Here is a 12587-nt window from a genome sequence, read left to right as displayed (position 1 = left end):
CCTCTTAATCCCCCTTGATCCCCCTTTAAAAAAGGGGGAAGATTCTCTTTTTTAAAGGGGGACATAAGAATCCTTGCCAAAGGGGAAGTACAGAAGTTGTTAATCGTCTTCCCTGAATCGTTCACATATTTTTCCCCTTTTCTAAATCACTCATATGTCCCCCTTTTCTAAAGGGAACTAAAGGGGATTAACAGGATTATTCCCCCTTTTTCTAAAGGGGGATTACTTTCCTTTGGGTTTTTACCTGCCCGCTCACAATGACTATCAGGACAGTTATAATGCAAAAACTATTTCTTAAATAAAAGGAGATATATACCGTGAGAATCTTAGCTGCAGTTCTTTTGCTTTCACTGTTTACCGCCAGGGCTGTTTATGCCCATGGCGAATGTTGTTTATCAGGCTCACTTTCAGAAGCAACAATTTCCGGAATAACCCTTGCGCCGAATTTTGGAATTTCTCTTCAATATGAGTATACGAACATGAAGACTATACGAGATGGTACGAACAGTATAAGCCATAATGACGTATTGGAGAAAAAGGCAGAGGAGTGGCCTGTGATGTCTATGGATACAAAGAGTTTCTCCATTCCTACAAGGATGATTATGCAGAAGTATACCCTCCTGGGGGTCTATTCTTTCACAGAAAAGTTTCAGTTTCTTGCTACCGTTCCTTATGTCATAAATGATATGAATATGAGATCAATAACAAGGAGTCCTATGGGTATGGATATGATTATGGATATGGAGATGGATACGGTTGAAGGTCTTGGGGATGTGACCCTTATGGGGTTATATACCCTCTATACCGATGCGCCGGTTCTTCCGACAAAAAAGCTTACTTTAGGTTTAGGGGTAAAAACCCCTACAGGGGAAAATGATGAAAAGACAGATTCTGGTAAACTTGTCCATGCTGTAATGCAGCCAGGAACCGGATCATGGGATCCACTCCTTTTCGTTAACTATATACGCGCATTTTATCCGTGGGTATTTCAGGTTAACTTTCTGTATCAACTAACTACTGAAGGAGACGAAGGTTATGAGTTTGGAGATAAAGTATCGTTAGATTTTGTTACGAGGTATCAGGTCACCAGCTATTTAAGTCCCGGCTTTGAGTTGAACGGTTTCTATGGAGCAAAGGATATCGATCATGATGATAAGTTTTCAAGACCGGAGACATCTCTTTTAGACAATACCGATAATACAGGTCTTGTTTCTCTTTCTGTTACTCCTTCTCTTCAGATACGGATTCCGAAAACTGGTGGTAGTCTGGATTTCAAATTTCAGAAGCCGATATACCAGAATGTCAGAGGCATTCAGCAAGTGGTAGACTGGAGGGCAATAGCATCAGTTGTATGGGCTTTCTAAAAAACTGAGTTAGCTAAAAGTAGGGGCAGGTTTCAAACCTGCCCCTACTCATAAAACGGAGTCGATGTAGGGCAAGGCTTTAGCCTTGCTTCTCCGCCTGAACATGTACGAAAATTGCAACCTTAAAGCCGAATGAGAGAACCATAAACAGGAGTATTTCTGTTTAAGTTATAGTATTATAAAGATGAAACTGAACATATTCTTAACTGGCAAAAGACTACCTGGCCAGTCATTGCGAGGGTCTTTTCCGAAGCAATCTCATAAACTATTGAATCTGGCATTATAAGAAAGTTTGCTTCGGAAAAGACCCTCGCAATGACGTGGTTAAGAGTTCTGTACATCCCATACACCTGCATATAACAAAAGTCTTGACTCTCTCCATATCCTGTTCGGTTATATCTCTTGCATACTACAGATCTATAAGTTCTGAGACAAAAGTGTCTCATGAGACACTTTTGTCTCAGACATTTTTGTCCCATGAGACATATTTTTCATCTTAATATGAATATTTCTTCTTCTTCTTCTTCTTCTTCTTCTTCTTCTTCTTCTTCTTCTTCTTCTTCTTCTTCTTAATAAATTATCGTTTACTACAAAAGTTGTTAAGTAATTTTTGTCTTATAGTTACGATAAATTTTATCATGTGAAATATTTTTTCAACGTATCATTCAACCATTTCTGATAAATTTGGTACATAAATTGACACTATAAAAGTAGGGTAAAAATAACATTGCGCTAATATATTCATCATAAAAGATAAAATTGCTGAAGACCTCATTTGGCTTTGCACCTTATTTTAAGTAAATACTGGGAGGTGATCTTATTACAAGAATGATTGATTGGAACAGGATACAAGAATCTCATGTGATCAAGCTTACCCGGGAGATATGTTATAAATGGTGGGGAGTAGATGTTCAGGTTTATGATGAGCACAGTAATGGCAAAAATAACAAAGCACCTTTCCAAAATCCTCTTTGTCGTTTAATCAATTCAACACCGGATGGCGCTCAGTCTTGCTCTGCAAATTATAAAAAATATCTCAAGGAATTCAACACATCAAATAAGCCTTTTCTGTATGAATGCCCGATTGGTCTGCAAGGAGCTATTGCTCCTATCATCACGAAAGGGCGATATATTGGAGCCATAGCTGGTTCCGGAATACAGGCGTTAAGAATCAGTACCTCGATACAAAGGACATATATAAAAAGATTGAGAATGCTTGGTTTTGATACCAGAGAAATAGAAAGGTGTTATAAGAGATTAAAACAGGCGCCTGAACACAGCAGGGAATATCTGCTTGATTTTATAGAAATGGTCGCCAGGGATATTGTAGCTATTTACGAGATGCTGCAGGAGAAAGAAGAGGTAATCAGGAAACAGGCAGCCGTTTTAGAAAGAGTTTATAACAAAAAGTACACGAATATCGTTGGCACAAGCCCGGCAATAAAAAAGATCTTTGATATACTGGAATTAATCGAAAATTTCGATAGTCCTGTCTTAATTGAGGGAGAGAGTGGAACAGGAAAAGAATTATTAGCGGCTAGTATTCATTATAACAGTTCCCGCAAAGGCAAGATATTTGTCCTTCAGAACTGCTCGGCGTTTAGTAATACCCTTTTAAACTCCGAGTTATTTGGTCATGAGAAGGGCTCATTTACCGGTGCAACATCAGAGAAGAAAGGTCTTTTTGAAATTGCCGATAACGGGACATTGTTTCTGGATGAGATTGGTGATATGGATATAGAGGCACAGGCAAGGCTCCTGAGGGTGCTGGAAGATGGAACATTCTATCGGGTAGGGGGTGTTGAAATCAAAAGGGTAAATGTTCGGATCATTGCTGCAACGAATAAAGAACTGCTGAAACAAATCGAACAAGGCTCATTCAGGAGAGACCTCTTTTACCGGATAAATACCATATCCCTTACCATGCCTCCTCTGAGGGAAAGAAATGAAGATATAGCGCTCCTGGCCGATCATTTTTTAAAATCTTACCGAAAGATTCACTATGATGAAAAAAAGGAGATAAGCCCGGAGGTAATGAAATTCCTGATGGCTTATCATTGGCCGGGGAATATTCGTGAGCTAAAAAATCTCATCGAACGCTTAGTCATTTTTTCGGGTAAGGAAAAGATCATAAAGCTCCATCATCTTCCCAGGGAAATAATGGCGGCATACCCGGTATATCAGATTCCTGAAATTCATAAGAATGGTAGTAAGAAACTCAAAGATACCCTGGAATCTCTTGAGAAGGAGCTGGTTAAACAGGCATTACAAAGGACACATTGGAATAAGACCGCAGCCTCAAAGGAATTAGACATTAGTCGCGCAAGCCTGAATAATAAAATAATTCAGTTCAATATCCGGCAAAATTGAATTCGACAACTTTTTTGAATAAAACATCTCTATTCTAATAATTGTATGATCTTGTGTATATCATTTGTGGGGGCATTGCAGGCATAATTTATACAGATATAGGCCGTAGCTTTGTTATCAACGATCTTTTGTTCCTTTATGAATTCTGCAATATCCTCAATGGATTTATCTTTTGAAGGATGTAAAAGCAAGACCTTCCGGGGAAGGAATCGTTTTCCTATTTCCCTGAGTATCCGTTCTGTATCATCTGAGCCAGGTTCTCCTGCAATAACGATCTCTTTGGTAGGACCTAATACAAAATCCAGGGCACAGAGGAATTGGGTATAGCCTGATGGATGCTGTTTTATTGTTTCCCCGAAGGCTCTGATAATCTGTTCCGCTATTTTCTCAAACTCTGTATTTCCCGTTATACGGCCTAATCTTAGGATATTGAATAAAGCAACCGAATTTCCGGAAGGTGTTGCGCCATCATAGATTTCCTTTGTCTGAGTTATGAGTTGTTCATTTTTCTTTCCACTGAAGAAGAAACCGCCTCCTTTTTCATCCTGGAAGTTTTCTATCATGTGATTATTGAGTTCCCGGGCTATTTTAAGATATTTTACCTCAAATGTAGCCTCATAGAGGTCAATCAGACCCCAGACAAAATATGCATAATCATCCAGATAGCCGGGAATAGAAGCTTCTCCTGATCGATAACGCCTTAATAATGTTCCATCCTTTTGGCGTAAAGTATTCAAAATAAAATCTGCCGCGCGCATAGCAGCTTGTGTATATTTTGGTTCATTCAGGGCCTGTGCGCCTTTCGCCAGGGCGGCAATCATTAATCCGTTCCAGGCGGTAAGTATTTTGTCATCCTTATGAGGATGTATACGTTTTTCCCGTACGGAAAAGAGTTTTTCCCGGGCTGTTCTTAACACTTCTTCAAGTTCTGCCGGCTTTATTCCTCTCATTTTAGAGAATGTATCTACCGGTTTATCTACATGAAGGATGTTCTTTTCTTCAAAATTGCCTTCTTTTGAAACATCGTAATAGTCACAAAAGATATTACCCTCTTTTTCACCTAAGATCTTGATGATTTCGTCAGGCGTCCAGACGTAAAATTTCCCTTCTACTCCTTCGCTATCAGCATCTTCAGCGGAGTAAAAGCCGCCTTCGGGCGAGGTCATATCCCTCAGGACATAGGTAAAGATACCCCGTACACTATCGGCGTAAAATACCTTTCCTGTGGCTTGATATGTTTCCGTATACGCAATAGCAGCCAGCGCCTGATCATACAGCATCTTTTCAAAGTGCGGGACGAGCCAGTATTCATCAGTGGAATACCTGTGGAATCCGCCTCCCAACTGATCATATATACCACCGCGTCCCATCCGTTCAAGTGTCTTTTCAACAATCTCCAGGGCTGTGGGATCATTGCTCCGTTTCCACCACCGAAGAAGAAAGGTATAGTTGTGTGGTGTTGGAAATTTTGGCGCAGAGCCAAATCCGCCGTAAATAGAATCAAAATTATCCCTTAATTGCGCATAGGCATGCTGTAACGTCTCCTTCGTTAGAATTTCACCCGGTGTGGAGATAGCTGCAGATTGAATGACCTTTGTTATTTGCTCGCTGGATGCAATGACGCTCTCTTTATTTGTTTTCCAGAGGTCAGATATCTTTTTGAGAATAGCAATAAATCCGGGATTTCCATATCGCTCCGTTTTTGGGAAATAGGTACCGGCAAAGAACGGTTTTTTCTCAGGGGTCAGAAAGAGATTCAGCGGCCAGCCGCCACTACCTGTCATAGCCTGGCATACAGTTATATAGATATTGTCCAGATCGGGACGTTCCTCTCTGTCAACCTTAATTGAAACAAAATTTTCATTCAGAATCTTTGCCACCTCTTCATCCTCAAACGATTCGTATTCCATAACGTGACACCAATGGCAGGTCGAGTATCCGATAGAAAGGAAGACGGGCTTATTTTCCCTTATTGCCTTCTGAAAAGCCTCTTCACCCCATGCATACCAGTCAACAGGGTTGTAAGCATGCTGCTGTAAATAAGGACTTTTTTCATGAATTAAACGGTTCGGCTTTCCCCTATGAGGGGTTTTCGTCTCGTGCTGAGAGATTTTTGATGAGATGTTATGTTCGTTTGCTTTCATATCGTTACATACGCAACCTTTCATAAAAATTGATAGGATGAAACCACGGATTGGGAAAGAGCCGATAGTACGGGTAAAAAATGAAAATGTGCCCATAGATATAATCCTCCGGTTGTACTAAGCCTTTCTGCATAAATATCCCTATCTTGTATTATTTTTCAATTTCCATCGTCATTATATCAAAATATCAAAATTATCTGTGCAAAAAATATTTTAACCTATAATTAAGGATATAATTATGAATATGAAAAATGCGACATGGCACAAGAGTGTGACATGTTATAGACATAGTATGGCACAAGATAAGAAATACTCCTCATTGTTATTTTGATCCATTTTCTAATATTCTCAGCGCAAGCTCAACATGTTTTGGTATGAGTTGACGTGATCGAATTACCCAATCTAGTTTTTTTAAGGCATCGAATAATCCATCGCGAGTAGAGGGATCGTATAATGCCGGTTTTAAAAGACTCAGAGTCTTGAAGAGTGCGATACTTATTGGTCGCCTGAGCCATGCTGTCCATAAGGTATTTCTGACTTCATTACGGCGCCGGTCATTACAATTGCGGATAGGTGATGGATAGTGATATGAGATAATATCCTCAATATAAGCTAAATGCCAGCCATGAGCCGCAAGATCCATTGCTAACAGGTTCTCTTCACCGCCAATGCCAAAGCGACTTTCAAATCCGCCCATAGCGAGATATGCTGAACGCCGAACGATGGATCCGCAGGCAATAAAGCCTAATATGGGAAACCCGGGATAATCAGGAGTTACCGGTAGTTTACCATCGGACATTTTCTGGCAAATTGGATCCAACCTTTGTTCTTGTCCAACGAAAATTCGTGATGCTATTAAAGCTAATTTTGGATACGAATCGAAAAGATCGATTGCCTTCGTGAGAGATCCGGGGGCCCACCATGAGTCGTCATCACTAAATGCAACATAGGGACAATCGGTATGCTGAACACCAAAATTTCTCCCTGCAGGGCCGAGATTCTTAGATAGTGATATGACCGTTGTTTCCGGATAATGCATACGAACTTCTTCTGATGTGCCGTCAGAAGAGCCATTATCTACTACAATAATAGGAGGCCGTTCCGGAAGGGTGTAAAGTTGATTCAATGTATGGAAGAGATTCTGGATACGGTTTCGTGTTACAATTACTATAGAAATGCGGGCATTGAGGTTGTTCATGGAGCTAATGTCTAACTTTACAGAGAGTGAAACATGAGTATTACTACACGTATTTTTTAATTTACTTTTTCAATAAGCAAAAAATATACCAACAAATAAAAACGAAGAAATTTACCGGCATGTATTTTCCGCAAATTTTGCATGGAAGAAATGGAAAAGGTTGCTTGAAAAGACTAAGTATTTACTTGTTTTTGTTTATTCCTCATGGAAAGAGAAATTCTTTTTCTCTTTATATCAACATCGAGTACAGTAACGGTTACCGTTTGATGCACTCTCACAAAATCATTGGGATTCTTTACGAAAGTATCTGCAAGTTCGCTGATATGTACCAGGCCGTCCTGATGTACCCCTATATCCACAAAAGCGCCAAAGGCAGTAATATTGGTAACGATACCGGGAAGTCTCATACCGGGCTTTACATCCTCCATTTTCTCAATTCCCTCTGCAAACCCAAATGCCTCGAACTTCTCTCTGGGATCACGGCCAGGCTTGGATAACTCCGCCAGGATATCGTTCAGAGTAGGGAGACCTACCTTGCCGGTTACATATTTTGTAAGATTAATTTTTTTCCTGAGCTCTTCACTCCGCATTAAATCGGTAACTGAACATCCCAGATCTTTTGCCATGTCATATACTATGGGATAACTTTCAGGATGAACAGCGCTCCCGTCAAGGGGATTACCACCATCCCGTATGCGTAAGAAGCCGGCAGATTGCTCAAAGGCATTCGGCCCTAGGCGTGGCACCTTCTTCAGCTCTTCTCTCGATGTAAACGGGCCGTGCTCGTTCCGGTATTTCACGATATTTCCCGCAAGCTGAGGACCGAGGCCAGAAACATAGGTAAGAAGCTGTTTGCTCGCAGTATTTACCTCTACGCCCACCTTGTTTACACAACTGATGACAACATCATCAAGACTTTTCTTTAACGCCCCCTGGTCAACATCGTGCTGGTATTGTCCTACACCGATAGATTTGGGATCTATCTTCACCAGTTCTGCCAGGGGGTCCATAAGGCGCCTGCCTATGGATACTGAACCACGCACGGTTACGTCATAATCAGGGAACTCTTCGCGTGCAGTTTCTGAAGCAGAATATACCGATGCGCCGCTTTCGTTTACCATCACTACGAGAATTTTTCCGGGAAGCTTGAGTTTGCGGACGAAGGACTCTGTTTCCCTTCCCGCAGTGCCGTTTCCTACGGCAATAGCTTCTATAGCAAACTGTTCGCATAAACGAATAATCGTTGAAGCGGCTTCTGCGGTAGCTTTCTCTGATTGATGCGGGTAGATAGTATCGGTATGCACCAGCTTTCCCTGTCTGTTCAAACAAACAACTTTACAACCGGTACGGAAACCCGGATCTACGGCAAGGACATTTTTTTGTCCGAGCGGAGAGGCAAGTAAGAGTTGGCGCACATTTTCGGCAAAGACCTTGATAGCCTCCACCTCTGCCTGTTCTTTTGTTGCAATCCGTATTTCCGTTTCCATCGATAAGGATAAAAGTCTCTTATAGCTATCATGAATGGCCATCCTGACTTGTTGGGACGCCAATCCGTCTCCCTTTACAAAGAGCGCTTCCAGCAGTGATAGCGCTTTATCTTCCGGTGGATTAACGTGCAGGATCAGGAACCCTTCCTTTTCCCCGCGTCTCATAGCCAGAATCCTGTGAGAAGGAGCTTCAGATACCGGTTCTTCCCAATCAAAGTAATCCTTATACTTGATCCCTTCCTCTTCCTTGCCTGGTATCACCTTTGTTTTAAAAATCCCCGAATTCGTATACAGATCACGCATTTTTGTACGGGCCGTTTGGTCCTCATTTATCCACTCTGCAATAATATCCCGCGCCCCTGCAAGGGCATCTTCTCCAGAATCAACCCCTTTCTCTGAATTTACAAAAGCGGTAGCTTCTGTTGCAGGATCTCTGGCATCCTGATCAAAGATTAGTTTTGCCAGGGGTTCCAATCCCTTTTCCCTTGCAATAGTAGCCCGTGTACGCCGTTTCGGACGGTAGGGGAGGTAGATGTCTTCCAATACCGCGAGCGACTCAGCCGCGATCAGTTTTTCTTTTAGTTCGTCAGTAAGCTGTCCCCGTTCTTCCAGTGCTTTCACAATAGCATCACGCCGTTTATCCAAATCAGCCAATTGGATAAGGCGGTCACGAATAGTAGTAATAGCAACTTCATCGAGACTGCCGGTAGCCTCTTTTCTGTATCGTGCAATAAACGGAACGGTGGCTCCCTCATCAAGGAGCAGAGCAGTTCCCCTGACCTGTTTTGGCGCCAAATGAAGTTCGCTTGCGATTTTTATAATATGTGCCTCGTTCATTTTTCTCCTCGTATCGATATATCTTTTTTTGATTTCAAAGGGATGTCATGATTATAGTAAGCTCTTTATAGTATTCAAAGGATGAAACCGTACAGTATTATAATAGGGTGGCACGGACAAACTTAGTTTGTCCGTGCTTGCTTCAAATGCCAACGTGGATAGGGAATATACCACACTGACAAACGATCCCTGCCTAAGACATACAGGGACATGGTTTGTCAGTGCCACCCTTGACTAAACGATAGTTTGATTGTAGAGGAATTTTCATGTTATGTATGCGGTCTTTCGGTAGAGACAAGGCATTGCCTTGTCTCTGCTAAATCAATGTAAATCCTGTAAATCCTGTCTAAAAATAATTTAAAAATTAACAACTACCATTCCGGCTTCTTTTTGTCTGCAATTATTTCAACCCTTTAGGCTTGAAGTACCGTGATTAACAATCGAAACCGAACAGTATACAAAGAGACGCAAGATTTTACGTCTCTCCGTATGGGTTATGTTCTTGATACACGCTGGTATATTCGGTTTTATTCGTGGAATGTGCTATAGTATATGAAAAATAAATGGCTTGGTCAAATAGTATGGAATTTTTTCTTTCAATCAGGAATACCAATTCTATTCGGCGAAACTATGCTTCCTTTTATTAGCGGGAATTTTAAATATCTTAACCCGGACAGGCCCCTGCGAAATTTGATGCGGGATGTTGATCTTTACATCAACACTCGTATTCCATTGTCCGGCCAGGTATACGAGATCATTTACGGCATCTTCAGGTTTAATAACTGCTTTCCATGAATAGTTTTCTATCATTTTATTCCTCCTTAACCCAACCGCTATTAAATGAAATATGTTCAAAACCGGTTGATGGTAGTGTTTTTAAAAGCTCATTAACAGCAACTCTTACTGCATTGTTTACAATTGACTGGAATTGACTGGAGACAATCTTTTCAACAATTTGGCGTATTTGTTCGGGGGTAACTTCAGGGGGCAGAGCGGGGATATTAATAGACGGAAATGAGATGTTGCTTACGTTTAAAGAAACTTGAGGCTGAGATTGTCTTAATCTGCGTACCAGTAAACTTTTCCGGTAGATATCAAGCCTGTTCATACTTTCAACGCATGCAAGACTCAGGTCATTCCATGTATTCTCATCCAGGCCATTTGCAATGAGATACTCTTCGGGCATGAAAGGTTTATCTAAGAGAAATAATGCATTATATTCCTCATAAAGAGACCATAGTTCATCTGAAATTCCGGCATCCTCGGCTTTGACAATTTGTTCTAAGCCAAGCTGTTTTATGGCTTCCGTTCTGTGTATCGTATGACTATGAGAATAGATTTCAGATGATAATCTCCGTACTATCTCCCGATTCTTTTCCTCATCAAAGGGATTTGCCCTTGTACCAAGAAGACGCGATGCTACTAATTCTGTTTGTTCAAGTATCCTGCTTACGGTGCCAAGCGCCAGAGGATGAACCTTATTAGTAAGTTGTTCAAAACCCCGCATTTTTTCTTCAGGTCTTTCACAGCCTATCTTTTGAAGGAGATCAAAGTAGCCAGTTACATCTTCTACCGAAATTGGTAACCGGTCATTCGTTTTTTTCTCCCGTGGATTATAGGGTCCGTTATTAAGGGTTATATCAATTGGGCCCAACTCCGCCTTTTTCGTCATTACGATCTCATCTGCGCCAATTGCTATGAGTGTTGCTGCGCTATGGGCCCTGTAAGGTATGAGAACGCTAAAAGACCCCTCCCTGCAATACTCCCGGAACGTGGAAGCGATTGTCCAGGGGACATCGCTATGGCCTCCTCTGCTATAAAGGAACAAATCCATTTTAGACCTCTGAGAATCTTCAATTCCTAAAATATGCTTATGAAGAATGGGGACGATATCTGTGGAGATAGAAAATCCTAAATTAGGGCGATCACTTGTCAGAAAAACAATTAGTCTTGAATTCCTCTTTTCCTCAATTCTTCTTATTAAATCCTTTCTTTTATCCCTCGACACATACCCTCCTTTTGACTTTAGACCATATGAGAATAAACTTCCTTGTTTTGACTATACTGGGTTTTAAATAAGCAAAACAAATGCCCAAACAATGTTTTTTATAATCTCGTAATTTCTTTAACAGTAATTACTCTGTATTACGGTAAAAAAATAAAATATCCCTATTTTTCAATCCGCCTTTCCGTGTATCTGATAATTATGCTTGACAAGGGGGTATACTTTTATTTAATAATACTACCTTATTTAATTTTTATAAATATTCTGCAAGGTTAATATAAATACTTTCTTGCCAAAGCATTTTCTTAATATTCCGGTAGCGTATAAACTAGGGATAAAGTGGGCAGGCTATTTGCCAACATTTCTGTCGTATGCCATCTCCCGAAGCATAGCAGATATTAGCTACGTATTTTACAAGTCAGCGGTAAAGAATGTTAAACAAAACCTTCGATTGGTATTTCCTGCCTTTTCAGAAAAGAAACTCTCGTGCATAACGAGGAGCCTTTTTAGAAACTATAGCAAATATCTTATAGACTACGGCAGATTTGCACATTTACAGAAAAGCGCAGTAATCGGGCAAATTGCTTGTTATAAAGGGAAGGAAAATCTCGATGCTGCATTACAAATGAATAAGGGATTGCTTGTGCTTACCGCACATCTTGGCAATTGGGAATTAGGAGGTATATTCTTTGGGAGTTATGGATTAAAAACAAATGTATTAACACTGCGTGACGAAAATCCGGAAATAGATACTATCCGCAAATGGTACCGAGAGGCATACGGTGTTAAAACCATTACGGTAGGCGATTCTCCATTTTCTCCTATAGAGATGGTGAGAGCGCTCAACAATAATGAGGTTATTGCCATGCTGATTGATCGGTATCATACCGGATCGGATAGTATTACCATAAACTTTTTTCATAAACCTGTTCCCTTCCCAAGAGGCCCGTTTATCCTCAGTAGATTAACAGGCGCTCCAGTTGTTGTTGCTTTTGTTGTAAGAGAAAAAAACGTATACAAAGGTATTATTAAAGGGCCTTTTGTGGTAACACATGAAAATGAAGAGTATGAAATACTTGAAAAAGTTGTAAAAATACTTGAAGATACTATAGTTATGTACCCTGATCAGTGGTATAATTTTATAAAGATATAGCATGTATGATTATGTAAGAAAAAGTTTGT

Annotated in this window: 8 protein-coding genes; 3 read left to right on the top strand and 5 right to left on the bottom strand. The window is 40.6% G+C overall.

Annotation, left to right across the window (positions count from 1 at the left end; translation table 11 throughout):
- Positions 1-317 precede the first annotated feature (317 nt).
- Both FBQ94_RS06155 and FBQ94_RS06150 read left to right on the top strand, forming a co-directional pair.
- Positions 318-1364 (top strand): transporter, encoded by a 1047-nt coding sequence (locus tag FBQ94_RS06155; RefSeq protein ID WP_007222074.1) that lies wholly within the window; start codon positions 318-320, stop codon positions 1362-1364.
- A gap of 828 nt (positions 1365-2192) precedes the next feature.
- Positions 2193-3734 carry a sigma-54-dependent Fis family transcriptional regulator gene (locus FBQ94_RS06150; protein WP_007222075.1) on the top strand — a complete coding sequence of 514 codons (1542 nt, stop codon included), beginning with the start codon at positions 2193-2195 and terminating at the stop codon, positions 3732-3734.
- 29 nt (positions 3735-3763) lie between these two features.
- Here the strand turns inward: FBQ94_RS06150 and FBQ94_RS06145 are convergent, their stop codons facing one another.
- The 5 genes from FBQ94_RS06145 to FBQ94_RS06125 form a co-directional block, all read right to left on the bottom strand.
- Positions 3764-5878: a thioredoxin domain-containing protein gene (locus FBQ94_RS06145; protein ID WP_007222076.1), complete on the bottom strand. Its 2115-nt coding sequence runs from the start codon at positions 5876-5878 to the stop codon at positions 3764-3766.
- Between the two features lie 322 nt (positions 5879-6200).
- On the bottom strand, positions 6201-7076 hold the full coding sequence (locus tag FBQ94_RS06140) for a glycosyltransferase family 2 protein (RefSeq protein WP_007222077.1): 876 nt from the start codon (positions 7074-7076) through the stop codon (positions 6201-6203).
- 173 nt (positions 7077-7249) lie between these two features.
- Positions 7250-9400 (bottom strand): Tex family protein, encoded by a 2151-nt coding sequence (locus tag FBQ94_RS06135; RefSeq protein WP_007222078.1) that lies wholly within the window; start codon positions 9398-9400, stop codon positions 7250-7252.
- Between the two features lie 615 nt (positions 9401-10015).
- Entirely contained in the window at positions 10016-10210 is a 195-nt protein-coding gene (locus FBQ94_RS06130; RefSeq protein ID WP_007222079.1) for a hypothetical protein, read from the bottom strand.
- 1 nt (position 10211) lies between these two features.
- Positions 10212-11408: an SDH family Clp fold serine proteinase gene (locus tag FBQ94_RS06125; RefSeq protein ID WP_007222080.1), complete on the bottom strand. Its 1197-nt coding sequence runs from the start codon at positions 11406-11408 to the stop codon at positions 10212-10214.
- A 286-nt stretch (positions 11409-11694) separates the two neighbouring features.
- Here FBQ94_RS06125 and FBQ94_RS06120 point away from each other — a divergent pair, with 286 nt between their 5' ends.
- Positions 11695-12558, top strand: coding sequence for a lysophospholipid acyltransferase family protein (locus tag FBQ94_RS06120; RefSeq protein ID WP_007222081.1), 864 nt, complete (start codon positions 11695-11697; stop codon positions 12556-12558).
- Positions 12559-12587: the final 29 nt, after the last annotated feature.

It is taken from the genome of Candidatus Jettenia sp. AMX1 (genome assembly GCF_030263775.1).
GTDB lineage: Bacteria > Planctomycetota > Brocadiia > Brocadiales > Brocadiaceae > Jettenia > Jettenia caeni.
This window is presented reverse-complemented; position numbering and strand designations above follow the sequence as displayed.

What these genes read in the sequence shown, in the direction of transcription:
- FBQ94_RS06150 (WP_007222075.1), top strand. Translation starts at nt 2,193, where the DNA reads ATGATTGATTGGAACAGGATACAAGAATCTCATGTGATCAAGCTTACC.
- FBQ94_RS06145 (WP_007222076.1), bottom strand. Translation starts at nt 5,878, where the DNA reads ATGAAAGCAAACGAACATAACATCTCATCAAAAATCTCTCAGCACGAG.
- FBQ94_RS06140 (WP_007222077.1), bottom strand. Translation starts at nt 7,076, where the DNA reads ATGAACAACCTCAATGCCCGCATTTCTATAGTAATTGTAACACGAAAC.
- FBQ94_RS06135 (WP_007222078.1), bottom strand. Translation starts at nt 9,400, where the DNA reads ATGAACGAGGCACATATTATAAAAATCGCAAGCGAACTTCATTTGGCG.
- FBQ94_RS06130 (WP_007222079.1), bottom strand. Translation starts at nt 10,210, where the DNA reads ATGATAGAAAACTATTCATGGAAAGCAGTTATTAAACCTGAAGATGCC.